Source organism: Actinoplanes sp. TBRC 11911 (assembly GCF_012933445.1).
GTDB lineage: Bacteria > Actinomycetota > Actinomycetes > Mycobacteriales > Micromonosporaceae > Actinoplanes.
In genome coordinates this window covers 72,570-97,042 of record NZ_JABBNC010000019.1, presented here as the reverse complement: position 1 = coordinate 97,042, position 24,473 = coordinate 72,570, and the positions used below count along the sequence as shown (strand labels likewise).

Sequence of the window (24,473 nt, the reverse complement as noted above, 5' to 3'; positions counted from 1 at the left end):
ACGACAGTTCCGAGGGCGGGCGATCACCGTCACTCCGGATGTCCGATTCGCGTTGAGTGGGCGATTGTTGGCTTACTGTCCGGAGCGAGGTGCGTGGTGCGAAAGGTGGCGCTGTTCAGCGCTCTGGCCGGGTTGGCCGCGCTGCTGGCGGGCACGGCCCCGGCGATCTCGGCCCCGGCCCGGCAGAAGCAACTGCCCGTCTGCCCCGCCGGCGGCGGCCCCTCGACCAAGGCCCCGACCGGCCGCGCGAGCTACCAGGCGGCCAACGCCTGCCGGGCATCCGGACGCATCCTCGAGTCGGGCGTCCGCCTGACCCGGCCCGGCGAGGCGTCCTTCACCCCGGCCGGCTACCACCACCTGGGCGCGAACACCGGCGGCGAGTGGTCCGGCGTCTCCGGCCGGATCTCGGTGGTGAACGGCTCGGTGCGGGCCGGCACGTACGACTTCGTGGCCGCCCGCTTCATGGTCAAGCGCAACCTGGGCAAGGGCAACATCGCCTGGCTGGAGGCGGGCTGGGCGGAGACCGGCTGGGCCACCCCCGGCCGGCAGCACATCTACACCTTCAACACCAACACCAAAAGCTGGCAGTTCTACGACCAGTACGCCGTACGGCCGGGTGATCGGGTGTGGCTGGACCTGCACAGCGAGGCAGACAGCGTGTGGACGGCGTGGCTGTGGTGGAACAACCGCTGGAACCTGCTGACCGCCCAGAAGCTGCCCATCGGCGGCAACGCGGTGGTCGAGCAGTACGTCGAGGTCCACGTGGACTCGGGACGGCCCGGCCGGGTCGACGTCCCGGCGGTGACCGTGGACAACGTGCAGTTGCGCCCGCCCGGCGGTGGGGCGTCCCGCTACTGGCGCGAGGACGTCCCGACGCTCACCGGTGACGACCCGATGCGCCAGCAGCGCCGGGGCGGGTTCTGCCTGGACTGGGTGAACCGCTACGACACGTGGAAGGCCGGCGACTGCTCGGACGGCGCGCTGAGTCACCCGGCCCCGCCGGTGGAGCCGACCCCGACCGGCGACGCCGAGGTGGTGGCCCCGAGTCCCAGTCCCAGCGCGTCCGCGACGACCTCGTTGCTGAGCGGGCTGCTGGGCTGATTACATCCCGCCCGCGTTGGCGTACGAGTGCAGGCCGCCGAAGAACAGGTTGACGCCGAACAGATTCATCAGCATCGTGCCGAAGCCCAGGATCGCGAGCCACGTCGCCACGTTGCGCTTGACGCTCGGCGTCGAGCGGGCGTGCAGGTAGGCCGCGTAGACGACCCAGGAGATGAACGCCCAGACCTCCTTCGGGTCCCAGTTCCAGTACCGGCCCCAGGACGCCTCGGCCCAGATCGGACCGGCGATCAACGCGCCGAAGGTGAACAGCGGGAACGCGAACGCGTGCAGCCGGAAGGTCAGCCGCTCCAGCGTGGCCGCGGAGCCGACGTGCCTGCCCAACGAGTACGGGAAGCTGCGCTTGCCCTCGTCCCAGCCGTTGCGGACGAGGAACATCGCGGCCGGCACGGCACCGATCAGGAAGATGCCGGAGGCCAGGATGATCGTCGAGACGTGGATGTAGAACCAGTACGAGTTCAAAGCCGGCACGAGCGGGCCCACCGGCGTGTACGCCACCATGCCGTCCAGGCCGAGCAGCAGCACCAGGCCGAGCGTCGCGAACAGGCCCAGATGCCGGACGGCGGGCCGGCGCAGCACCACGGCCATCCAGATCACCGAGGCCACGAAGGTCGCCGCGAGGATGTACTCGTACATGTTGCCCCACGGCGGGCGGCCCGCCGCGATGCTGCGGGTGAGCAGCGCGCCGAAGTGCAGGAGGAGCCCGACACCGTTGATGGCCACCGCGAGCCGGGCAATAATATTGCCCCATTTGTCTTCTTTGACCCGCGTGTCATCCGGAGGCGGCGGCAGCTCGGCGTCGACCGTGTCCGAAACCGGAGCTCCGGCGCCGACGAGCTGCTTTTTCACCGCCGGCCGCGCGGCAGCGCGCCCGACGTGGCTGCGCTTGCCGAACGCGTACTCCCCGGCGTAGCAGACCATCGCGAGCAGATAGGCGACGACGGTCAATGCCATCAGGTGGTTGGACAACTCCGCCATCAGGGTTTCCCTTCCTCGGCGGCCTTCACCAGTGCGTTGAACTCATCCCCGAAACCGGGATAGTCGGTGCGTGGCAGTCCACCGGCCACCAACAAGTTACCGCCGGTCTCATCGCCCGAACCTGGCAGGGCACGGAACCAGACGCGGCGTCGATGCAGGCCCAGCGACAACATCAACCCGAGCAATCCGGTGACCGCGCCGATCAGGACCAGCCGCTGCGCCGGGTCGTACCGGATGGCCAGCGTGGCGAACGGCCTGGTGCCGAGAAACTCCAGCTTGGTGCCGTCGTCCAGGGTCCAGGTCTGGCCCGGTTTGAGCTCGTGCGGCTGCGCACCGCTCACATTCTTCAGTGCCCCGCTCGCGATCTCGCTCTGATCGAGGGAGTAGACCGAGCCGGGAATGCCGACGTCGAGACCGAGATCACCACGGTACGCGGTGAGGAACAAAGCGGGCGCGTTCTCGCCCGGATACACCGAGGTCGCGCCGCCGGTCGAGCTGGCCGTCGGAAGGTATCGGCCCTCGAAGCCGATCTGCAGGTCCGGGTTCCGCTTGTTCGTCTTGGGATCGATGTTGACGTCCGGGAACTGAGCCGCGCCCTCGCTGGTCGCCATCACGTCGATCGGCAGGAAGGGCACGACCTTGGTCTGCGAGACGCCGTACCGGTCGGTGTAGCGCAGGATCGGCGCGAACCCGTGCCCGAGCAGGTGTACGTTCGCGTGCTTCAGTCGCAGCGGGTGGTTGACCGTGAAGTTGCGGGTCTGGGCCTTCCCGTTGTCCTGGGTGACCGAAACCGTGGCGTTGAACGTCTTCGCCTGGCCGTTGCTCTGGTAGGTCGCCTGGAACGAGTTCAGGTTCAGGCAGAAGTCGGGCAGATCGGAGGGCTGCACCCGGGACCCGAGCGAGGAGTCGTCGTACTGCGTGACGGAGTTGCAGAAGCCCTGGTCCTGGCCGCCGACCAGGATCCGGTTGCCGTGCCACCCGTACCAGTGCCCGAAACCGACCCCGACCAGCACCACCATCATGGAGATGTGGAACAGCAGGTTGCCGGCCTCCTTGAGGTACCCCTTCTCGCCGGAGACCGTCCAGCCGCCGTCCTCGCGCTCCCGGACCACCGTCCGGAAGCGGTGCCGCCGCATGATCCGCGCGATGTCGGCCGCCGTCGTCTGCGTCTCCGGCAGCTCGGCGTGCTGGGGCAGGCGCTCGAAGCGCCTCGGCGCGTCCGGCGGGGTCATCAGCAGCGAGCGAACGAGGTCGCGCAGCCGCGGCACCACGCACCCGATCAGCGAGGCGAACAGGCACAGGTAGATCGCGGCGAACCAGGGCGAGCCGTAGACGCCGAAAATGCCGAGCCGATCCAGCCAGGGCGCGAGATCCGGATGCGCGGTGTAGTACTGGCTGACCTTCTCCGGATCCACCGGGCGCTGCGGGAACACCGAGCCCGGGATGGCCGCGACGGCGAGCAGGAAGAGCAGCACCAACGCCGTACGCATGGAGGTCAGTTGCCGCCAGGAGTTACGCAGGAGCGCCAGCACCGGATTGGTACGCCGGGGCGGCGGTGCCGCGGCCGGGGCCGGGCGCTCCTCGACAATCGTCATAGCAGCGTCCCCGCGTCGAAGTTGAAGCTCACCTTCAGCCAGATGATGAAGTGGTCCCAGCCGCCGGTGATCAGCGCGATGCCGACCAGGATCAGCAGCACCCCGCCGATCCGGGTGACCCAGCGGCTGTTACGGCGGATCGCCCGGAACACACCGAGCAGCTTGCGGAAGAACAGGCCGAAGACGACGAACGGAATTCCCAGACCGAGGCTGTACGCGAGAGCGAGCACCACGGCACGATCGGTCTGCCCGCTGGCGATCGCCAGTCCGTTGATGGCGCCCAGGGTGGGGCCCACGCAGGGCACCCAGGAGAGCGCGAAGATCGCCCCGAACACGGGCGCCCCGAGCAGGCCGGCCGCGGGCAGTTTGTGGATCCGGATCTCCCGCTGCAGGCCCGGGATCAGCCCGAGGTAGCCCAGGCCGAGCACGACGATCAGCACGCCGATGACGACCTGCAGCATGCCCTGATGTCGGAGCAACCCGAACCCGAGGTTGGCGACCAGCGTGGTGAGCAGCGTGAAGACGACCGCGAAGCCGAGCACGAACAACGACGTACCGGCCAGCACTCGGCCTTTTGTCTGAATTGTCCGAGTTGGTGCCGCAACGGCTACTCCGCCGCCACCACCACCGTCCGCTGGACGAGGAGTCGGCGAGGCGTCCAGGTCCGAGCCGGCCAGCCCGGTCACGTACGACAGATAGCCCGGCACCAGCGGAAGCACACAGGGCGACAGGATGCTGACGATGCCCGCGATCGCCGCCACGGCGACGGCCAGCACCAGCGGGCCTGTGCCGACGATCGACGCGAAGTTCTGACCCATCAGTTCTTCTCCGATGCGATCTTCTCCACCAGGGGCTCGAGCTGGGTGAAGGTGGTCGCCTGCCGGATCGCCATCGCTATCCGGCCCTCCCGGTCGATGATCAACGTGGCCGGCGTGCTGGTCTGCGTCACGTCGAACTGCAGCGAGACCTTGCCGTCGAAGTCGTAGATGCTCGGATATGTCACACGGCCGCGCTCGAACTGGATCGCCGAGTCCCGGTCGTCACGCAGGTTGACTCCGAGGAACGTTACGCCCTGCGCCTTGGTCGCCTGGTAGGTCTTCTCCAGGTCGTCCGCCTCGGCCCGGCACGGCGGGCACCACGAGCCCCAGAAGTTGACCACCAGGACCTTGCCGCGGTCCTGCGCGGTGGAGTAATTGGCGCCGTCCAGCAGCTGGCCGGAGACATCGTCGATCTTCGTACGCTGGTCCGCCGAGCACTCCACGACGCCGGCGGTCGTGGTGCATTTGTCCGCCCAGTTCGTCCCGCCGCACCCGGCCAGCACGCCGGTCATGACCACGGCGGCGGCCGTCAGGGCGGCGAGTCGGCGCACGTCAGGCTCCCTTGGCGGTCTTTGCCGATGCGGACATGGCCACCAGGTGGGCGGCCGGCTCGGAGTAGTCGATCCCGACGACCTTCGAATCCTCGAAGCGGAACGAGGTGAGACTCGCCAGCCCGCACTGCCGCCGGCGCGGGTCGTGCCAGAGCCGCTTCTTCTCCACGTACCGGCGCAGCGTCCAGATCGGCAGCTGATGCGAGACGCAGACGGCCTCGTGTCCCTCGGCGGCGACCCGGGCGGCCTGGACCGCGGCGAACATCCGCTGCGCGATCGCCAGATACGCTTCGCCCCAGGACGGGGTGATCGGGTCGCGCAGCACCCACCAGTGCCGGGGGTTGGTCAGCGCGCCGTCGCCGACCCCGACCTTCTTGCCCTCGAAGTAGTTCGCGCTCTCGATCAGCCGGATGTCGGTGGCGGTCTCGAGGTCGAACTCGGCCGCGATCGGGGCGGCCGTCTCCTGCGCGCGTTCCAGCGGGCTGGCCACCACGTACGTCACGTCGCGGTCCTTGAGGGCCTCGGCCGCCGCCTTGGCCATCTGCTTGCCCAGCTCGGAGAGATGGAAGTCGGGCAGACGGCCATAGAGGACCTTGTTCGGGTTGAAGACCTCGCCGTGCCGTAACACGTGCACCGTCGTCTTGACCGGCTCGCTCAAGCTGAGCCTCCCGCTGCTCGTGCCGCGTGCGGCAAGGCCGCGGCGATCTGCTCCAGCGCCGCGTCGTCCAGCGCGGTCGACACGAACCATGACTCGAACGCGCTGGGCGGCAGGTAGACGCCGCGCGCGAGCATGGTGTGGAAGAAGGCCCGGAAGGCCTCGATGTCCTGGGTCCGGGCCGAGTCGTAGTCGACGACCTCGGCGTCGGTGAAGAAGATCGAGAACATGTTGCCCGCATAGGACAGCCGGTGCGGGACGCCGGCCGCGGTCAGCGCCTCAGCGGCGAGCGCGCCGACGGTCGCGGACAGGTCGTCGAGCCGCTTGTAGACGGCGTCGTCGGCGAGCCGCAGCGAGGCCAGGCCCGCCGCGGTGGCCAGCGGGTTACCGGAGAGCGTGCCGGCCTGGTAGACCGGGCCGGCCGGGGCGAGCCGCGCCATGATCTCGCGGCGTCCGCCGAACGCGGCGGCGGGCAGCCCGCCGCCCATCACCTTGCCGAAGGTGATCAGGTCGGCGTCGGCCGGGTCGAGACCCATCCAGCCGCCCGCGGACACCCGGAAGCCGGTCATCACCTCGTCCACGATGAGCAACGCGCCGTTCGCGTGCGCGATCTCGGCGAGCCGCTGGTTGAAGCCCTCGCGCGGGGCGATCACGCCCATGTTCCCGGCGGCGGCCTCGGTGATGATCGCGGCGATCTCGGCGCCGTCGGCGGCGAAGGTCGCCTCGAGGGCGGCGACGTCGTTGTACGGCAGGACGATGGTCTCGGACGCGGCCGCGCCGGTCACACCGGGCGAGTCGGGCAGGCCGAACGTCGCGACCCCGGACCCGGCCGCGGCCAGCAGCGCGTCCACGTGCCCGTGATAGCAGCCGGCGAACTTCACGATCTTGGCGCGGCCGGTGAACCCGCGGGCCAGCCGGATCGCCGACATGGTGGCCTCGGTGCCGGAGTTGACCAGCCGGACCTCGTCCACCGGCGTACGGCGCACGATCTCCTCGGCGAGGTCGACCTCGCCGGCCGTCGGCGTGCCGAAGCTGGTGCCCCGGGCGGCCGCGGACTGCACGGCCGCGACGATCTCGGGGTGGGCGTGGCCGTGGATCAGCGGACCCCACGACGAGACGAGGTCGACATACCGTCGGCCGTCCGCGTCGGTCAGCCAGGCGCCCGTGCCCTGCGCCATGAATCGGGGCGTGCCACCGACCGCTCGGAACGCACGCACGGGTGAATTGACCCCGCCGGGCACAACAGCCGAGGCGCGGTCGAACAGGGCCTGGGAAGCCGGGGCGTCCTCCGGGTACGGAAAGCCCTCGGCACGGTATGAGGTGGTCACAGCGGCTCCCATTGTGTCAGCGAGGTGGGACGTGAATGTCGAGAGGGTTGTTCACGTCGTCGGACGGTGTCCGGAACCACCCACCGCGAACGCGCCCAACGGGCCATTCCGGTGTTCGGGCGATAGGCTGAGCGGGTGGAGAGGCCGGAGCTGTCGATCGAGGTTCAGCGCGCCCCCGACGAGGTCATCGTCCACCTCGCCGGCGAGATCGACGTGCTCACCGTGACCCGGCTTTCATCGATCGTCAACGACACCCTGGCGGATCCGCCGCCGCGCATCGTGCTGGACATGGCGGGTGTCACCTTCTGCGACTCGCAGGGCCTGGGCACGCTCGTGGTGCTCAGCCGCAAGGCGCAGCACGCACGCTCGGTGCTGGCGCTGACCAACGTCGGCGAGTTCCTGATGCGGGTGCTCGACATCACCGGCCTGCGCAGCGCCCTCATGATCAGCACCGCCTCCTGACACTTGCCTTGACGTCGGCGTCAAGGCCTAGCGTCGGTCCACGACGAGGAGGCGCAGGAGTCGCCCCATCGAGAAACTTCATTCGTGGCGATGTTGACGGCAGCTATTCACTCAATGCATAGTTGCCGGCATGTCCACCGCACACGTCCTGCTCGGGCTACTCGCCGCGGGGCCGCGACACGGCTACGACCTGAAGCGGGCGCACGACGAGCAGCTACCGCGGGCCAAGCCGCTCGCGTTCGGGCAGGTCTACGCGACGCTCGGCCGGCTGGAGCGCGACGGTTTCGTGGTCGCGTCCAGCCCGGAACGTGACGGCGGCCCGGACCGGACGTCGTATGTGATCACTGAGGCCGGCCGCGCGCACCTCGCGGCGTGGCTGTCCTCGGTGGAGCCGCCGGCGGCCCATGTGACCGGCGAGATCTTCAGCAAGGTCGTCGTGGCGCTTCTCGCCGCCGACGACACGACCGCGCACGACTACCTGATCGCCCAGCGCGCCGCGCACATGCGGCGGATGCGTGAGCTGACCGCCGCCAAGACCGGCCCGAACGCCACCACCGCCGAGCTGATCGCGGTCGACTACGCCATCGGGCACCTCGACGCCGACCTGCAATGGCTGCAGACCACCCTGCGCCGGGTGGCCGGGCCGGACAAGGAGTGACGGCATGGAACCCCTACTCAACGGCACCGGAATCACGCGGAGTTTCGGCCCGACACCGGCCCTGCGGGGCGTCGACATCGACGTGGCCGAAGGCGAGATCGTCGCGGTCACCGGCCCGAGCGGCTGCGGCAAGTCCACCCTGTTGCACTGCCTCGCCGGCATTCTGCGCGCCGACAGCGGCACGGTGACGTACCGCGACCAGAACCTGGGTCTGCTGTCCGAGGCCGCCCGCTCGCGCCTGCGCCGCACCGAGTTCGGCGTGCTGTTCCAGTTCGGCCAGCTGGTGCCCGAGCTCACCGCGGTGGAGAACGCCGCGCTGCCACTGCTTCTCGCCGGTTCGGGGCGGCGAGAAGCACGGACGGTCGCGCTCGGCTGGCTCGACCGGCTCGGCGTCGCCGACCTCGCCGACCAGCGGCCCGGTGCCATGTCCGGCGGCCAGCAGCAGCGCTGCGCGACCGCCCGGGCGCTGGTCACCGGGCCGCGGGTGCTGTTCGCCGACGAGCCCACCGGCTCGCTCGACGCGCTCACCGGAGAACAGGTTCTCGGCGAGATCGTCCAGGTGGCGCGTGCGCAGAACACCGCGGTCGTCCTGGTCACCCACGAGGCCAAGGTGGCCGCCTATGCCGATCGCGAGGTCACCCTGCGCGACGGGGTCGTCGACGCGACCGGTCTCGGCTTGGGCATGCGGGCATGAGCCCCGGCACGCTGGCCCGGCTCGCGGTGGCCGGCAACCGCACCGACGTGCTTCGGCTGGTGCTCACCGCGGGCAGCACCGGGGTCGCGACGGTGGCCCTGCTCGCGGCGGCGACGGTCATCTCCGTCCAGGGGTACGCCGATCGGTACACGAGCGCGCTGCTGGCCGAGCCCGGGCTCCGGCCCGGCGTGTCGATCGCGCTCGTCCTCGTGTCGTTGCCGGTGCTGGCCCTCGCCGGGCAGTGCATCCGGCTCGGCGCTCCGGCCCGCGACCGCCGGCTGGCCGCGATGCGGCTCGCCGGCGCGACACCCGGCGAGTCGGTGCTCATCGCGACCGCGGAGACCGCGGTGGCGGGCTTCGTGGGGTCGTCGACGGGCCTGGTGGCGTACGCGCTGGGAAGGCAGTTGATCGCCGCGCGCGATCACTTCGGCCGGCTGCGGCTGCCCACCGACGTCCTGCCGCCGATACCGGTCATCGTGCTGGTGGTGCTCGCGATCCCGCTGCTGGCGGCGGTGATCGGGGCGGTGCTGATGCGGCGGGTGATCGTGACACCGCTCGGCGTCGTGCGCCGCACCCGCTCGCGCGGACCGCGTCCGTGGCCGGGGCTGCTGATCGCGGTCGGGCTGGTGCTCTTCGGGCTGCCGCTGAACTGGCCGGACGGCTGGCATCGCCCGGACTGGCACCTGCCGGCTCGGCTGTCCTACGGGGTGCTCGGCCTCGGCGTGGTCCTGGTGATGGCCGGCGTGGTGCTCGGCACCGGCTGGATCTCACACACCGTTGGGCGGCTGTTGCGGCGATACGGGCGGATGCCGTCGACACTGCTCGCCGGGCAGCGACTGATCACCGACCCGTGGCACGGCAGCCGGACACTCGCCGCACTGCTCGTCGCGGTGGTGGCGGGCGGGGCCACGCTGGGCTTCCGGGAGGCGCTCGCCACCGACATCCGCGCCCAGCGCTCCGGCGGCTCCGGTCTCGGCGCCGAACCGGAGTTCTACTTCAACGCGTACCGGCTGGTCCTGATCGTGGTGGGTCTGAGCGCGGTGGTCGCGGCGGCCGGGATGCTGGTGGCACTCGCCGAGAGCATCGTGGCCGGCCGCCGGTCGTACGCGGCTCTGACCGCAAGCGGTGTGCCGCGCCGGACGCTCGCCGCCTCGGTGCTCTGGCAGACGCTGACGCCGCTGGTCCCGGCCCTGCTGCTGGCGGTCGGGTCGGGCGTCGCGCTGGCACGGCTCTTCGACACCCACCCGCCTGCGCCGGTGCCGGTCCCGTTCCAGAGCCTCGGCCTGCTGGGTGCCGGAGCGCTGCTGGCGGTCGTCCTCGCGGCCGGCGCCGGACTGCTCGTACTGCGGTCCAGCACCGACCTCGAGGAGCTGCGCGTCTAGCCCTTGGCGATACCCAGCACGTCCAGGATCCAGGCCAGCACGAAGGCCTCCTCGCGCCACGCGTCATAGCGGCCGCTCGGGCCGCCGTGACCCGCGCCCATCTCGGTCTTGAGCAGGTACTCGCCCGCCGGGGCGACGGCCCGCAGCCGGGCGATCCACTTGGCCGGCTCGTGGTAGAGCACCCTCGTGTCGTTCAGGCCGGCCATCGCCAGGATCTTCGGGTACGCCACCGCCGCGACGTTCTCGTACGGGCTGTACGACTTCATGTACGCGTACACGTCGGGCGACTCGATCGGGTTGCCCCACTCCTCCCACTCCGTGACGGTCAGCGGGAGCGTCGGGTCCAGCATGGAGTTCAGCGGATCGACGAACGGCACCTCGGCCACGATCCCCGCGAACTGCTCCGGCGCGAGGTTGGCGATCGCGCCCATCAGCAGGCCACCGGCCGACCCGCCGCGGGCGACCAGCCGGCCGGGCGTGGTCCAGCCGTGCTTGACCAGGGTCTCGGCGGCCGCCACGAAGTCGGTGAACGTGTTTTTCTTGGCCAGGATCTTGCCGTTCTCATACCACCGCCGGCCCATCTCGCCGCCGCCACGCACGTGCGCGATGGCGTACACGACGCCGCGGTCGAGCAGCGACAGCCGCGGGATCGAGAAGTACGGGTCGATGCTGCTCTCGTACGACCCGTAGCCGTACAGCAGGGCGGGAGCGGTGCCGTCGCGCTGGACGCCCTTGCGCACCACGATCGAGACCGGCACCTCGGTGCCGTCCGGCGCGAGCGCCCACTCGCGGAACTGGTCGTAGTCGTCCGGGTGGTAGCCGCCCAGCACCGGGCGTTGTTTGCGCAGCGTCATGGCCCGGGTGACCAGATCGACGTCGTAGATCGAATCCGGCGTGACCATCGACGTGTACGCGATCCGGACCGTCGACGTGTCGTACTCCGGGTTGCCGGCCAGGCCGACGCTGTAGAGCGGCTCGGGGAACTCCATCTCGTACGACACGGTGCTGCCGTCGCCCATCACGCGCAGCCCGGTGAGCCCGTTGCGCCGCTGCGAGATGACCAGGTGCCGGGTGAACGCGTCGACCGACTCCAGCCGGGTGCCCGGCTCGTGCGCGATGAGCTCGACCCAGTCGCCCGGACTGTCCACCGACGTGTACGCCAGGGCGAAGTCCTCGGCGTCGCGGTTGTGCAGGATCAGGAACCGGTGGCCGTGGTGCTCGATCGAATACTCCACGCCGGGGACGCGGGCGGCGATGAGCATCGGCTCGGCCAGCGGGTCGTCGGAGGCGATGACGCGTACCTCGGAAGTGATCTTGCTCTGGGCGTCGATGACCACGAACTTCTCGCTGCGGGTCAGGTCGACGCCCACCCAGAAGCGCTCGTCGGGCTCCTCGAAGATCAGCACGTCGGCATCCGGCTTGCCGACCTCGTGCCGCCACACCTGGTACGGCCGCCAGGCCTCGTCGACCTTCAGATAGAACAGCACGCTGCCGTCCGCCGACCAGGCGCTGCCGTAGAAGACGTCGGGGATCTCGTCGGCCAGCGTCTCGCCGGTGCGCAGATCCTTGACCCGCAGCGTGAAGCGCTCGTCGCCGGAGAAATCCGTCGAGTAGGCCAGCAGGTTTCCGCCCGGGCTGACGTCGAACGTGCCGAGCTGGAAGAACTCCTTGCCCTCGGCCAGCACGTTGCCGTCGAGCAGCACCTCCTCGCCGGCCTGCGGCTGCTCCTCGGGCTTGGGCGGGTCGGTCTCGCCCGCCCGGACCGGCAGGCGGCAGGAGATACCGTACTGCTTGCCCTCGACCGTCCGCGTGTAATACCAGAACCCGCCCTTGCGGCTGGGCACGGTCAGGTCGGTTTCCTGGGTGCGGCTCTTGATCTCCTGGAAGAGTGTCTCGCGGAGCCCGGCCAGATGCTCGGTCGCGCGGTCCGTCCAGGAGTTCTCGGCTTCCAGGTAGGCGACCGTCTGCTCGTCCGCACGATCGGCGAGCCAGAAGTATTCGTCGGTGACGGTGTCGCCGTGGAAAGAGCGCTCGTGTGGGACCCGCCGCACGGACGGGGGGCTGTCGGGCTTGTCGGTCGTCACCAGCAATACGTTACCGGTCGGTCCCTGCTCGTCGACTTCTTTGCCCCACGTTGGACCCGTCTCATTCGAACAGGTGTACGATATGCCAGAGTGGACGATCTTCGTTGGGGGCAACAGCTTTATCAACGGCGGTAACAAGGAGCGGAACTTTGAGTGCGCCGAGTGACCACGTGCTGAACGCTCTTGTGGACATCTGCGGGCCCGACTACGCACGTCTCGGCCGATCGGTCGACACGGTCGCCGGTCACCGGGTCCCGTTCGTCGCGGTGCCGGCCACCACCACGATGGCCGCCGAGGTGCTGCGCCTCGCCCGGGAGCACGGCCTCATGACGCTCACCCGCGGCTCCGGCAGCAAGATCGACTGGGGCGCGCCGCGCAACGGGATCGACCTGCTGATCGACACGGGCCGCCTGTCCGGCCTGTGGAATCACCAGATCGAGGCGGCCACGGCCGAGATCGGCACCGGTACGCCCGTGCGGGCGCTCCAGTCCGCGCTGGCCCTGCACGGTCAGCGGCTCGCGGCCGACCCGCCGTCACGCACCGCCACGGTCGGCGGCATGCTGGCGGTCAACGAGGCCGGTCCGCTGCGCCACCGCTTCGGCACCCCCGCCGAGCACGTGCTCAAGGTGACCTACGTCGATCGCGCCGGCGTCGTGTCCGAGTCCGACGGCGAGGACGGCCGCCCCGGTCTCGCCGAGATCGACGGCGTGATCACCTCCGCCGTCGTGCGACTGGAGCCGCTGCCCGGGGCACGCCGCTGGGTCACCGTGGCGGTTCCCACGCCGCTGCAGATCATCAAGCTGAGCGAGACCGCGCGCGAGGTCGAGCCGAGCGCCCTCGAGATCGACCTCCCGGCCGACGGCTTGTCCGGCACGCTGGTCGCGCTGCTCGAGGGGCCGAACGAGACCGACGTGGTGGAGCGCTCCGACCGGCTGGCCGAGGCGTGGGGCGCGAGCGCGGGGGTCGCGCCGATCGCCCCGCCGTGGTGGGGCCGCTACCCGTTCGACCGCACCGAGGTGGCGCTGCGCCTCGCGGTGTCAGCAAGCGACCTGCCGGCGGCGCTGTACGCGTTAGGCGACGCGACCGGCGGCGCCGTGCCCGCGCGCGGCTCCGCCGGGGTGGCCAGCGTGTTCGCGGTGCTGCCGGGCTCACTCGGCCCGGAGCGGGCGGCGCGGATCGTGGAGAGCGTCCGGCATGTCTTGATGGCCCGCAACGGGCGGGTCGTGGTGGTGTCGGCGCCGGCCGAGACGGCCCGACGCATCGAGATGGCGGCCTATCGAGACCTGTTCTAGGCGTTGGGCAGGTTTGGGGCGGGCGCGGTCGGGCGCGGGCGCGGTCGGGCCCAGGCGCGGTCGAGCGCAGGCGCGGTCGAGCGCGGGCGCGGGCGCGGTCAAGCCCAGGCGCGGTCGGGCGCGGGCGCGAGTCCAGCGCGGGCGCGAGTCCAGCGCGGGCGCGAGCTAGTCGATTAAGTCCTAACCGCAGTTCGTGATGCTAGGCGATGAGTGACCTGGTCACGGCTAGGCTGATGGCGCCGTTGCACCCAGAGCTGACACGCTGTGGGAGTGATTCCGCGAGATAGGTGGTTATGGGCGTTTTACGACTTGCAACGGCGTGCGCCGCTGCTTGAGCGCGATCCTGGTAGCTGCGGTTGCGCGCTGCCGACCTGATAAGCGGTCGAGGGCCGCCGGCCAACCTTGCTGCCGCCACGCTGCTGGCGCCACCCCGCTGCCGCCACCTTGCCGCCGCCACCTTGCCGCCGCCACCTTGCCGCCGCCGACCTGGCTGCGGCTGCGGCTGCGGCTGCGGCTGCGGCTGCGGCTGCGGCTGCGGCTGCGGCTGCGGCTGCGAAGATCGTCCTGGATGCGCGGCGATCGCTCGCGGCCGGAGCGTCCACTATGTGGGATATCGCGCCCGCATCATGGACTTTGGTGGACCTTGGATAGTTGCGCCCACATACGGGCCATAACTCTCCAAGGTTCACATCTGGCCGGAAAAGGCTGCTGGGCGAAAGACTCATTACCGGACAAAAACTCTCTCCACAATGGAGCTTTGTCCCGCATTGTGGAAGCCGGGTCCAGGACCTGGGCGCGGATCTCAGCAGGCGGCCAACCATCCCACGGAATGGAAGCGCCGTGCGGCCGTGCGGCCGTGCGCGGCTCCTCAGTGGCCAGGCCGATCCGACCGATGCCTGGAAATATCGGATATGCGAGGAGCCGCGGTCGGCTGCGTGCCCCGCAACCACGCGATAGGCGCCGACCACGCGATAGACGCCGACTGCGTGAGCGGCGCCGACTGCACGCGACGGACACGGTTTCGCGACCGCCGCACTCCGGAACGACCCAGCACCGGACAACCGGCAGCGAGATCGCTGATCGCCTTCGGCCACCGACTCGGCTTAGGACTTACTCGTCTAGGCGCGGGCTGCGCGGCGGGCCAGGCACGTGCAGCGCGGCGAGTTAAGCGCGGGCAGCGCGGCGGGCTAAGCGCGGGCTGCGCCGGCCGGCTCGCGGACTGCGGCGCGGCCGGCGGCGGGCTCGCTGCCGACGGCGTACGTCAGGTAGGCGAAGCGGCCGACCTGGGCCACGCCGGTCAGGGCCAGCTGGCGGGCGGTGAGGTGGCGCGGCAGCAGCTGGGCGCCCTGGCCGAGCACGACCGGCGCGATGCCCAGGATGATCTCGTCGAGCAGGCCGCGGTCGGCGAACTGGCCGACCAGGTGGCCGCCGCCGGCCAGCCAGACGTTCTTGCCCTTCGCGGCCACCAGCATCGCCTCGGCCACGCGCTGCACGTCGCCGCTGACCATGAAGATGTTGGCGTCCGGCACGAGCGGCAGCTCGCGGTTGGTGAAGACCCAGCACGGCACGTCGCCGTACAGGTCGTGCCAGTTCTGCGGACGGTTCATCACGTCGTCGTTCTGCAGCACCCACTGGTAGGTGGTCGAGCCCATGGCGAACGCACCGACGCCGGCGAAGAAGCCGCCGAACGGGTTCTCGTAGCCGCCGTCGACATCGAAGAGCCACTCCAGCGAGTTGTTCTCATCGGCGATGTATCCGTCGATGCTCGTCGCCGTGTAGTACTGAGTTTTCGCCATGACCTTCACCATGCCACGACGAAGGGGGCGAAAGGGGCAAATCCGCAGACACTGCGGGCCGGCCCTCAGGCGTCGTTGCGCAGGACCAGGATCGCGATGTCGTCCCGGGGCTCCTCGACCGAGAAGTTGATCGTGGTGGAGCGCAACCGGGCCGCGATCACGTCGGCCGGATAGCCCGCCAGCGGCCCGGCCGCCTCGCGCAGCCGCGCCGTCCCGAACAACTCGCGCCCGCGGCGACGCTCGGTCACCCCGTCGGTGTAGAAGATCAGCGAGTCGCCGGCCGTCAGCCGTACCTCGGCCTCGGGCGACGAGATCGTCTCCAGCAGGCCCAGCGCGGTGCCGCCCTCGCCCACGAACGACGTCTTGCCGTCCGAGCGCACCAGCACCGCCCGGTCGTGCCCGGCCAGGTGCAGGCACACCGACAGCGTGCCGTCGGACTCGCGGGACACCGAGGCCATCGCCAGCGTGCAATACCGCCCGCCGCCGCGCTGGACCAGCGTGCGGTTGACCCGGCAGAGGATCTCGGACATCGGCTTGCCGTCGTCGACCAGGATGCGGATCACGTCCCGGACCAGGCCGGTCACGGTCGCCGCCTGCACGCCCTTGCCGGAGACGTCGCCGACCACCACCACCCAGCGGTCGGTGCCGGCCGGGACCACGTCGTAGAAATCGCCGCCGACCTCGGAACCCGTCGGCACGTACTCGGCGGCGAACCCGACCCCCTCCACGTGCGGCAATGCCGGCGGCAGGAGAGAGGCTTGCAGCGTACGGGCAACTTTGTATCGTTCGTCGTGGATTCTGGCGTTGTCGATGGCGAGCGCGGCGCGGCGGGCCACGTCCTCCAGCACCGCGACCTCGTCGGCGTCGTGCCGGTGCGTCAGGTGCCGGCCGACCGCCAGCGTGCCCAGCCTGGTCCCGCGCGCGACCAGCGGCACCGCGAAGCCCTCGAACGGCCCGCCGAACATCACCAGGCTCTCCAGCCGGGACGCCTCCTCCAGCCGGGCCAGGATCGAGTCGGGCGCGGTCTCGGCCAGCGCCGCGTGCAGCTCGGGCACCGCCGACTCGTCCGCGTGCGAGGCCGCCGCGAGCTGCAGCCGCCCCCACGCGTCGGTCGTGTGCACCGCGCTCCACTGACCCAGCCGGGGGACCACGAGCTGCGGGATCAGCGCCATCGTCAGGTTCACGTCGAGCGACTGGGCGAGCAGCTCACTCGCCTCGGCCAGGAAGGTCAGCCAGGTCTGCCGGCGCAGGTCGGTGCGGCGCAGCCGGTCGTTCTCCAGGTGCAGCGAGAACCGCTCGGCCACGATCGCGGCCAGCGGCTGCGCATAGCCCACCGGCGAGGCGTCCAATTCCAATTCCCCCGAGTACGGCCGTTGGACGCTCAGCGGCACACGGACCGTCGCGGCGTCGTCCCGGGGAGCGCGGCCGTAGCGCGCGACCTGCTGGCGCCCGCCGCCGTCGCCGCGGTCGAGGCGCACCACGCCGCCCGCCGCCCCGGTCAGCCGGGCGAGCCGGGAGAGCAGATCGGTGGCGAAGTCGGCCAGTCCCTCGTCGGTCTGACGTTCCGGGTTGATCTGCAGCAGCGCGGTCAGCGCGCCGACGCTGGGCGTGCCCGCGTCGTCCGGCACGTTCGCGGCCGGGACCAGCGCGGTTGTCTTGGGCGCGCCGAGCCGCTCCAGCCGGAACCAGACGCCCTTGCCACTACCCTCGTGAACAGTTCCCCAACGGCTGGCGAAATGATCGACAAGAAGCAGCCCGCGACCGCGTTCGGCCACCTCACCGATGTCGACGCTCTCGTTGCGGGGGCCCACGGCGAGCTGCTCGACCGGCCCCGGAGCAAAGTCGGTGACGGTGACGGTGAGACCGCTGTGGTCGGCTCGGACCTCGATGTCCAGTTCGGTGTTGGCGTGCACCACCGCGTTCGTGGAGAGCTCCGTGGTCAGCAGTAAAGCCTCGTTGAGCAGGGAATCCAGGCCCGCTTCCTCGAGCACCGACCGGACCAGGGCACGCGCGGCTGCCGGCGTCCGCCGATCATTCGGCAGGCGTACGCGGCGGACCAGCCCCTTCGCCGGGCTGTCGCCTAGAGCTCCGGCCTCCACTGACACGCATGCATCCTCCCCTGCCGGTGGGTGTATGCACAAAGTCGTCCCTCGCTTTGACCCGGTCGGGCGAGAGAGGATGAAGGGCCCCAGCCAGTCGGACAGCGAGTGAGGACAGCATGACCGCGGCCAAGCAAGCCAGCGTCGGCATGCCCGACGAGACCGCCCTGCTCGGCGAGCTAGCCGAAGCGTTGCGGCGGGTGCGACGGGGCGATCTGAAGGTGCGCCTGCCACGTCGCAGCGGCGTGGCCGGCGAGGTCGCCGACGCGTTCAACGAGGTCGTCTCGCTCCAGGAGCGGCAGAACCTCGATGTCCGCCGGATCAGCCGCATCGTCGGTCGTGACGGCCGCCTCACCGAGCGTCTGGACGACGAGGGCCTGGACGGCGCCTGGGCGGACAGCGTCCGGTCGGTGAACTCGTTGATCGACGACCTGGGCCGCCCGACGACCGAGATCTCCCGGGTCATTCTCGCCGTCGCGGACGGCGACCTGTCGCAGCACATGGCACTCGAGATGGACGGGCGACCCCTGCGGGGTGAATTCCTGCGCATCGGCCGCACGGTGAACACGATGGTCGACCAGTTGTCGTCGTTCGCCGACGAGGTCACCCGGGTGGCCCGCGAGGTGGGCACCGAGGGCGAGCTGGGCGGCCAGGCGGACGTGCGCGGCGTGGCCGGCACGTGGAAGGACCTGACCGACTCGGTCAACCTGATGGCCTCGAACCTGACCCACCAGGTGCGGTCGATCTCGCAGGTGGCGGGCGCGATGGCACGCGGCGACCTGTCGCAGAAGATCACCGTGTCGGCGCGCGGCGAGGTGGCCGAGCTGGCCGACACGATGAACGGGCTGACCGACACCCTCCGGCTGTTTGCCGAGCAGGTGACCCGGGTGGCCCGCGAGGTCGGCACCGAGGGCAAGCTCGGCGGCCAGGCGCAGGTGCCGAACGTGGCCGGCACCTGGAAGGACCTCACCGACTCGGTCAACTCGATGGCCTCGAACCTGACCAGCCAGGTGCGCAACATCGCCCAGGTCTCCACCGCTGTCGCGAAGGGCGACCTGTCGCAGAAGATCACGGTGGCCGCGCAGGGCGAGATCCTGGAGCTCAAGGACACCGTGAACACCATGGTCGACCAGCTCTCGTCGTTCGCCGACGAGGTCACCCGGGTGGCCCGCGAGGTCGGCACCGAGGGCCGGCTGGGCGGTCAGGCGCAGGTGCGCGGCGTGTCCGGGACGTGGCGCGAACTCACCGAGAACGTGAACCAGCTCGCCGCGAACCTGACCGGCCAGGTCCGCAACATCGCCCAGGTCTCCACCGCTGTCGCGAAGGGCGACCTGTCGCAGAAGATCACGGTCGACGCCCGCGGCGAGATCGCCGAGCTGAAGAACACCGTGAACACCATGGTCGACCAGCTTTCCAGCTTTGCCGACGAGGTGACGCGCGTGGCCCGCGAGGTGGGCTCGGAGGGCAAGCTCGGCGGCCAGGCCCAGGTCAAGGGCGTCTCTGGCACGTGGCGAGACCTGACCGACAACGTCAACTCGATGGCGTCGAACCTGACCAGCCAGGTGCGCAACATCGCGAGCGTCACCACCGCGGTCGCGAAGGGCGACCTGTCCCAGAAGATCACGGTCGACGCCCGCGGCGAGATCCTCGAGCTCAAGTCCACCGTCAACACCATGGTCGACCAGCTCTCGTCGTTCGCCGACGAGGTCACCCGCGTGGCCCGCGAGGTCGGCACCGAGGGCAAGCTCGGCGGCCAGGCCCAGGTGCGCGGCGTGGCCGGCACGTGGCGCGACCTCACCGACAACGTCAACTACATGGCCTCCAACCTGACCGCCCAGGTGCGCAACATCGCCCAGGTCTCCACCGCGGTCGCGAAGGGCGACCTGTCCCAGAAGATCACCGTGGACGCGCAGGGCGAGATCCTGGAACTGAAGAACACCGTGAACACGATGGTCGACCAGTTGTCGTCGTTCGCCGACGAGGTCACCCGGGTGGCCCGCGAGGTGGGCTCGGAGGGCAAGCTCGGCGGCCAGGCCCAGGTGCGCGGCGTCGCCGGCACGTGGCGCGACCTCACCGACAACGTCAACTACATGGCCTCCAACCTGACCGCCCAGGTGCGCAACATCGCCTCCGTCACCACCGCGGTCGCGAAGGGCGACCTGTCCCAGAAGATCACGGTCGACGCCCGCGGCGAGATCCTGGAGCTCAAGGACACCGTCAACACGATGGTCGACCAGCTGTCGTCGTTCGCGACCGAGGTCACCCGGGTCGGCCGGGAGGTCGGCATCGAGGGCAAGCTCGGCGGCCAGGCCCAGGTCAAGGGCGTCTCCGGGACGTGGCAGGACCTGACCGACAACGTGAACCAGCTCGCCTCGACGCTGACCACCCAGTTGCGCGCGATCGCCGAGGTGTCCACCGCGGTGACCCGCGGTGACCTGACGCAGAGCGTCGCGGTCGAGGCGCAGGGCGAGGTCGCCGAGCTCAAGGACAACATCAACCAGATGATCGTGACGCTCCGCGAGACCACCAAGGCCAACGCGGAGCAGGGCTGGCTCGACTCGAACCTGGCCCGCATCGGCGGCCTGCTGCAGGGCCAGCGCGATCTCGGCGAGGTCTGCCGCATGATCATGACCGAGGTGACGCCGCTGGTGGACGCGCAGCTCGGCGCGTTCTTCCTGGTCGACAACGAGCAGGCGGTGATGCGGCTGCGGCTGGCCGCGTCCTACGGCTACGTGGCGCGCAACCATGAGGTGACCTTCGGGCCCGGTGAGGGGCTGGTCGGGCAGGCCGCGGTCTCGCGCCGCACGATCCGGGTGCGGGCCACCCACGACGGCATCCTGACGATGCGGTCCGGGCTCATGTCGATGCCGCCGAACGACCTGGTGGTGCTGCCGGTGCTGTTCGAGGGCGAGATGCTCGGCGTGATCGAGTTCGCGTCGGTCGCCGCGTTCTCGGGGCTGCACCTCACCTTCCTGGAGCGCCTGGTGGCCACGATCGGGGTCGCTTTGAACACCATTCAGGCCAACCGGCGTACGGAGGAATTGCTCTCGCAGTCGCAGCGGCTCGCCCGCGAGATGCAGGATCAGTCGGCGGAGCTGCAGCGCACCAACGCCGAGCTGGAGGACAAGGCGCAGCTGCTCGGCGAGCAGAAGGCCAACATCGAGATGAAGAACCGGGAGATCGAGCTGGCCCGGCGCGGTCTCGAGGACAAGGCGCAGCAGCTGTCGCGGGCCAGCGCGTACAAGTCCGAGTTCCTCGCGAACATGAGCCACGAGCTGCGGACGCCGCTGAACTCGCTGTTGCTGCTGGCGCGTCTGCTGGCGGACAACACCGACGCGAACCTGAGCGAGAAGCAGATCGAGTTCGCGCGGACCATCCACAGTGCCGGGTCCGACCTGCTGTCGCTGATCGACGACATCCTGGACCTCGCCAAGATCGAGGCCGGCCGGATGGACGTCGAGCCGGACCAGGTCGACTTCGACGGCGTGCGCAGCTATGTCGAGCAGGCGTTCACCCCGCAGGCCGAGGAGAAGGGCCTGCAGTTCCGGGTCGACGTCGAGCACGACCTGCCGGAGTCGCTCGTCACCGACCCGCAGCGGCTGCAGCAGATCCTGCGCAACCTGTTGTCCAACGCGGTCAAGTTCACCGACTCCGGATCGGTGACGCTGACCATCTTCGCGGCGCCCCGGCAGACCGACTTCGACGTGCCGTCGCTCGCCGCGGCCGGCCAGGTGGTCGGCTTCTCGGTCAGCGACACCGGCATCGGCATCTCGGACGAGAAACTGGCGATCATCTTCGAGCCGTTCCAGCAGGCCGACGGCACCACCACCCGCAAGTACGGCGGGACCGGCCTGGGGCTGTCCATCAGCCGCGACCTGGCGGCGCTGCTCGGCGGCACGATCGTCGTGTCGTCGCGGCCCGGTCAGGGGTCCACGTTCACGCTCTACATGCCCGACTCGCTCAACCCCGAGGCGATCCCGACGCTGAACCTTCAGTCGGTGCCGCCGACGACGGTGGTCGTGCAACCGGTGCCCGCGCCGATCGACGTGCCGCTCATGGAACTGCCGATGATCTCGCAGCCGCCGGAGCTGGAGGGCCACGTGGTGACCCCGGCGAGCCGCCAGCTCGACGGCGCCACGGTGCTGATCGTGGACGACGACGTGCGCAACGTCTTCGCGTTGACCAGCGCCCTCGAGATGCACGGGCTGAACGTCCTGTACTCGGACAACGGGGTGGACGGCGTGCGTAAGCTGGCCGAGCACCCGGAGGTCGACATCGTGCTGATGGACGCGATGATGCCGGACCAGGACGGGTACGAGACGACCCGCGGAATCCGTCGCAATCAGCGCTTCCAGGATCTACCGGTAGTGTTTCTTACCGCGAAGGCCATGCCCGGCGACCGTGAATCGGCCCTCGCGGCGGGCGCCAGCGACTACATCACCAAGCCCGTCGATCTGGATGAGCTGATCGAGCTGATGGCTCGCTGGGTGAACGCCGACAAGACGACCGAACCGGAGCGCGGCTGATCGAGCCGCGCCGAGAGACAGGGAGCCGGTGTGGCGGAACGCGCCAAAGCACTGCTGGTCGACGACCGGAAGGACAATCTGCTCGCGCTGGAGGCGATCCTCCAGGGCCTGCCGGTGACCCCGGTCGCCGTGGAATCCGGTGAGGCGGCCCTCAAACAGCTGCTCACCGACGATTTCGCGGTGATCCTGCTGGACGCGCAGATGCCCAACATGGACGGGTTCGAGACGGCCAGCCATATCAAGCGCCGCGAGCGCACCCGGCACGTCCCGATCCTGTTCCTGACCGCCGCCGACCGCGACGCGCAGCTGGCCCTGCGGGGTTACGCGGTCGGCGCGGTCGACTATCTGACGAAGCCGTTCGACCCGTGGGTGTTGCGGGCGAAGGTGTCCATCTTCGTCGAGCTGTGGATGAAATCGCAGCAGCTCAAGGCCCAGGCCGACGCGACCCGTGAGCGGGACGCCCAGTGGCAGCGCCTCACCGAGACGGTCGACGAGGCGGCCCGGGTGCTGCGGGCCGGTGGCGACGACGCGGCCGCGCAGGCATTGTCCTTACTGGAGAAGGCGCGCTGGGGCGGCTGAGCGCCGCCGTCAGCGCACCAGGGTGGGCATCGCCTCGGTCAGCATCGCGCGCCAGCCGGGCAGCGGGGACACGCCGGTGCCGGACCACCGGTCGTGCGCCAGGACGCTGTACGACGGGCGGCGCGCCGGGCGGACGAAGCGGTCGCTCGTGGTCGGGCGTACCCGGGCCGGATCCCAGCCGGCCTCCTCGAAGACCGCGCGGGCCAGGCCGAACCACGTGGTGGAGCCGGCCGCCGTGCCGTGGTATGCCCCGGACGGTGCGTCGGATCGTGCCAGCGCGACCAGCTGACCCGCCAGGGCGTACGACCAGGTGGGTGGGCCTTGCTGGTCCTCCACCACGTCGAGGGTGTCCCGCTCGGCGCCCAGACGCAGCATCGTACGGACGAAATTGGGGCCGTGTTCGCCGTAGAGCCAGGCGGTGCGGACCACGTACCCGCCGTGGCTCAGGACCGCCTGTTCGCCGACCGCCTTGCCCCGGCCGTAGGCGTTGAGCGGGGCCGGCTCGGTGTCCTCGGCGATCGGCGTGGTCGCGGTCCCGTCGAAGACGTAGTCGGTGGAGACGTGGATGAGCCGCTTGCCGGCGGCCTCGGCCAGCGCACCGACGGCGTGCCCGTTGATCGCCGTCGCCTCGCGCTCGGCCTCTTCGGCGCCGTCGACATCCGTCCAGGCGGCCGCGTTCAGCACCACGTCGACGCCCTCGACCGCGCGGCGGACCGCGTCGGCGTCGGTGATGTCCAGGTCATGCCGGGTCGCGGCGACCACGTCCGTCTCGCCCCGCTCGGCCAGCACCCGTTGCAGGTCGCGGCCCAGCATCCCGCCGGCGCCGGTGACGAGCCAGCGCATCAGAGCGCGCTCCGCGCCTTGAGCGGCTCCCACCATGCACGGTTCTCGCGGTACCAGGCGACCGTGGCGGCCAGGCCGTCCTCGAGCGTCACCTGCGGTGCGTACCCCAGCTCTTCGGCGATTTTGGTGATGTCGAGTGAGTAGCGGCGGTCGTGGCCCTTGCGGTCGGTCACCGGGCGCACCATGTCCCAGCCCTTGCCGCACGCCTCGAGGAGTTGTCCGGTCAGCTCGCGGTTCGACAGCTCGGTGCCGCCGCCGATGTTGTAGACCTCGCCGGCCCGGCCCTTCTCGAGAACCAGTTGAATGCCGCGGCAGTGGTCGGACACGTGCAGCCAGTCGCGGATGTTCCCACCGTCGCCGTACAGCGGGACCTGCGCGCCGTCCAGCAGGTTCGTCACGAACAGCGGGATGACCTTCTCCGGGAACTGGTACTCGCCGTAGTTGTTCGAGCACCGGGTGACCACGACGTCCATGCCGTGGGTGCGGTGGGCGGCCAACGCCAGCATGTCGGAGGAGGCCTTCGACGCGGCGTACGGCGAGTTCGGCTGCAGCGGCCAGGTCTCGGTCCACGAGCCGTGCTCGATCGAGCCGTACACCTCGTCGGTGGAAACGTGCACGAACCGGCCGACTCCGGCGGTGCGTGCCTCGTCCAGCAGGATCTGCGTGCCGAGCACGTTGGTGGCGACGAACGGGATCGCGCTGTCGATGGAACGGTCCACATGGGACTCGGCCGCGAAATGGACGATCGCGTCATGTCCCGGCAGCAGCTCGCGAAGCAGGGCAGAGTCGGAAATGTCGCCCTGAATGAATTTAAGTCGGGGATGCGATGCCGGGAGGTTGGCTCGATTGCCCGAATAGGACAATATGTCCAACACCGTCACATCGGCTTGTTCCTCGGCCAAAACGGCCCGCACATAGGCCGAACCGATGAATCCGGCGCCGCCGGTCACAAAAATCCGCACGGCTGGGGAGTGTAACGTGACCGACCGGCCCGGATGGTCCTCGATGCCTCCG

The 24,473-nt window shown here is 70.1% G+C and carries 19 protein-coding genes; 8 read left to right on the top strand and 11 right to left on the bottom strand.

Translation table 11 applies throughout. The features are described from left to right. Nucleotides 1–93 precede the first annotated feature (93 nt). Complete coding sequence (locus HH310_RS24520) at nt 94–1,101, top strand: hypothetical protein (RefSeq protein WP_312034295.1); 1,008 nt, start codon at nt 94–96, stop codon at nt 1,099–1,101. Here the strand turns inward: HH310_RS24520 and ccsB are convergent, their stop codons facing one another. Genes ccsB through hemL form a run of 6 tightly spaced genes read right to left on the bottom strand, consistent with a single transcriptional unit; the run spans nt 1,102 to nt 7,056 of the window. Then, nucleotides 1,102–2,097 (bottom strand): c-type cytochrome biogenesis protein CcsB, encoded by a 996-nt coding sequence (ccsB, locus tag HH310_RS24515; RefSeq protein WP_169177979.1) that lies wholly within the window; start codon nt 2,095–2,097, stop codon nt 1,102–1,104. It abuts the gene before it with no gap. Then, the gene (locus HH310_RS24510; RefSeq protein ID WP_169177978.1) at nt 2,097–3,692 is read right to left on the bottom strand and encodes a cytochrome c biogenesis protein ResB; all 1,596 of its coding nucleotides are present in this window, start codon (nt 3,690–3,692) and stop codon (nt 2,097–2,099) included. The genes ccsB and HH310_RS24510 overlap by 1 nt, the downstream gene beginning before the upstream one ends. After that, nucleotides 3,689–4,510 carry a cytochrome c biogenesis CcdA family protein gene (locus tag HH310_RS24505; RefSeq protein ID WP_169177977.1) on the bottom strand — a complete coding sequence of 274 codons (822 nt, stop codon included), beginning with the start codon at nt 4,508–4,510 and terminating at the stop codon, nt 3,689–3,691. The genes HH310_RS24510 and HH310_RS24505 overlap by 4 nt, the downstream gene beginning before the upstream one ends. Beyond that, nucleotides 4,510–5,061 (bottom strand): TlpA disulfide reductase family protein, encoded by a 552-nt coding sequence (locus HH310_RS24500; protein WP_312034294.1) that lies wholly within the window; start codon nt 5,059–5,061, stop codon nt 4,510–4,512. The genes HH310_RS24505 and HH310_RS24500 overlap by 1 nt, the downstream gene beginning before the upstream one ends. Nucleotide 5,062: 1 nt before the next feature. Continuing rightward, a complete protein-coding gene (locus tag HH310_RS24495; RefSeq protein WP_248294367.1) occupies nt 5,063–5,719 on the bottom strand; it encodes a histidine phosphatase family protein in 657 nt (218 codons plus the stop codon). After that, nucleotides 5,716–7,056: a glutamate-1-semialdehyde 2,1-aminomutase gene (gene hemL, locus HH310_RS24490; RefSeq protein ID WP_169177975.1), complete on the bottom strand. Its 1,341-nt coding sequence runs from the start codon at nt 7,054–7,056 to the stop codon at nt 5,716–5,718. The genes HH310_RS24495 and hemL overlap by 4 nt, the downstream gene beginning before the upstream one ends. A 123-nt stretch (nt 7,057–7,179) precedes the next feature. Here hemL and HH310_RS24485 point away from each other — a divergent pair, with 123 nt between their 5' ends. The 4 genes from HH310_RS24485 to HH310_RS24470 all read left to right on the top strand — a co-directional run bounded on the left by HH310_RS24485 (nt 7,180) and on the right by HH310_RS24470 (nt 10,240). After that, a complete protein-coding gene (locus HH310_RS24485; protein ID WP_169177974.1) occupies nt 7,180–7,506 on the top strand; it encodes an STAS domain-containing protein in 327 nt (108 codons plus the stop codon). A gap of 130 nt (nt 7,507–7,636) precedes the next feature. After that, nucleotides 7,637–8,164, top strand: coding sequence for a PadR family transcriptional regulator (locus HH310_RS24480; protein WP_169177973.1), 528 nt, complete (start codon nt 7,637–7,639; stop codon nt 8,162–8,164). 4 nt (nt 8,165–8,168) lie between these two features. After that, entirely contained in the window at nt 8,169–8,858 is a 690-nt protein-coding gene (locus HH310_RS24475; RefSeq protein ID WP_169177972.1) for an ABC transporter ATP-binding protein, read from the top strand. After that, on the top strand, nt 8,855–10,240 hold the full coding sequence (locus HH310_RS24470) for an FtsX-like permease family protein (RefSeq protein WP_169177971.1): 1,386 nt from the start codon (nt 8,855–8,857) through the stop codon (nt 10,238–10,240). Before HH310_RS24475 ends, HH310_RS24470 begins: the two co-directional genes overlap by 4 nt. On the opposite strand, the gene HH310_RS24465 is transcribed toward HH310_RS24470, so the two are convergent. Beyond that, entirely contained in the window at nt 10,237–12,324 is a 2,088-nt protein-coding gene (locus HH310_RS24465) for a S9 family peptidase (RefSeq protein ID WP_169177970.1), read from the bottom strand. The genes HH310_RS24470 and HH310_RS24465 overlap by 4 nt on opposite strands. A gap of 149 nt (nt 12,325–12,473) precedes the next feature. Between HH310_RS24465 and HH310_RS24460 the strand changes: the two genes are divergently transcribed. Continuing rightward, nucleotides 12,474–13,616, top strand: a complete 1,143-nt coding sequence (locus tag HH310_RS24460) for an FAD-binding oxidoreductase (protein ID WP_211192564.1) — start codon at nt 12,474–12,476, stop codon at nt 13,614–13,616. Between the two features lie 1,187 nt (nt 13,617–14,803). Here the strand turns inward: HH310_RS24460 and HH310_RS24450 are convergent. Both HH310_RS24450 and HH310_RS24445 read right to left on the bottom strand, forming a co-directional pair. Then, nucleotides 14,804–15,412, bottom strand: a complete 609-nt coding sequence (locus tag HH310_RS24450) for a dihydrofolate reductase family protein (protein WP_169177969.1) — start codon at nt 15,410–15,412, stop codon at nt 14,804–14,806. 65 nt (nt 15,413–15,477) lie between these two features. Then, a complete protein-coding gene (locus HH310_RS24445; RefSeq protein WP_312034293.1) occupies nt 15,478–17,517 on the bottom strand; it encodes a SpoIIE family protein phosphatase in 2,040 nt (679 codons plus the stop codon). Nucleotides 17,518–17,630: 113 nt separating this feature from the next. On the opposite strand from HH310_RS24445, the gene HH310_RS24440 reads away from it, so the two are divergent. Further along, nucleotides 17,631–22,037: a HAMP domain-containing protein gene (locus HH310_RS24440; protein ID WP_169177968.1), complete on the top strand. Its 4,407-nt coding sequence runs from the start codon at nt 17,631–17,633 to the stop codon at nt 22,035–22,037. 30 nt (nt 22,038–22,067) lie between these two features. Further along, a complete protein-coding gene (locus tag HH310_RS24435; protein WP_169177967.1) occupies nt 22,068–22,616 on the top strand; it encodes a two-component system response regulator in 549 nt (182 codons plus the stop codon). 9 nt (nt 22,617–22,625) lie between these two features. Here the strand turns inward: HH310_RS24435 and rfbD are convergent, their stop codons facing one another. Both rfbD and rfbB read right to left on the bottom strand, forming a co-directional pair. Then, nucleotides 22,626–23,459, bottom strand: coding sequence for a dTDP-4-dehydrorhamnose reductase (rfbD, locus tag HH310_RS24430; protein WP_211192562.1), 834 nt, complete (start codon nt 23,457–23,459; stop codon nt 22,626–22,628). Beyond that, entirely contained in the window at nt 23,459–24,421 is a 963-nt protein-coding gene (gene rfbB / locus HH310_RS24425; RefSeq protein ID WP_169177966.1) for a dTDP-glucose 4,6-dehydratase, read from the bottom strand. Before rfbB ends, rfbD begins: the two co-directional genes overlap by 1 nt. Nucleotides 24,422–24,473 lie beyond the last annotated feature (52 nt).

Coding starts and splice junctions, on each gene's coding strand:
- HH310_RS24450 (WP_169177969.1), bottom strand. CDS start 15,412: ATGGCGAAAACTCAGTACTACACGGCGACGAGCATCGACGGATACATC.
- HH310_RS24470 (WP_169177971.1), top strand. CDS start 8,855: ATGAGCCCCGGCACGCTGGCCCGGCTCGCGGTGGCCGGCAACCGCACC.
- rfbD (WP_211192562.1), bottom strand. CDS start 23,459: ATGCGCTGGCTCGTCACCGGCGCCGGCGGGATGCTGGGCCGCGACCTG.
- HH310_RS24480 (WP_169177973.1), top strand. CDS start 7,637: ATGTCCACCGCACACGTCCTGCTCGGGCTACTCGCCGCGGGGCCGCGA.
- HH310_RS24440 (WP_169177968.1), top strand. CDS start 17,631: ATGACCGCGGCCAAGCAAGCCAGCGTCGGCATGCCCGACGAGACCGCC.
- ccsB (WP_169177979.1), bottom strand. CDS start 2,097: ATGGCGGAGTTGTCCAACCACCTGATGGCATTGACCGTCGTCGCCTAT.
- hemL (WP_169177975.1), bottom strand. CDS start 7,056: ATGGGAGCCGCTGTGACCACCTCATACCGTGCCGAGGGCTTTCCGTAC.
- HH310_RS24505 (WP_169177977.1), bottom strand. CDS start 4,510: ATGGGTCAGAACTTCGCGTCGATCGTCGGCACAGGCCCGCTGGTGCTG.
- HH310_RS24475 (WP_169177972.1), top strand. CDS start 8,169: ATGGAACCCCTACTCAACGGCACCGGAATCACGCGGAGTTTCGGCCCG.
- HH310_RS24510 (WP_169177978.1), bottom strand. CDS start 3,692: ATGACGATTGTCGAGGAGCGCCCGGCCCCGGCCGCGGCACCGCCGCCC.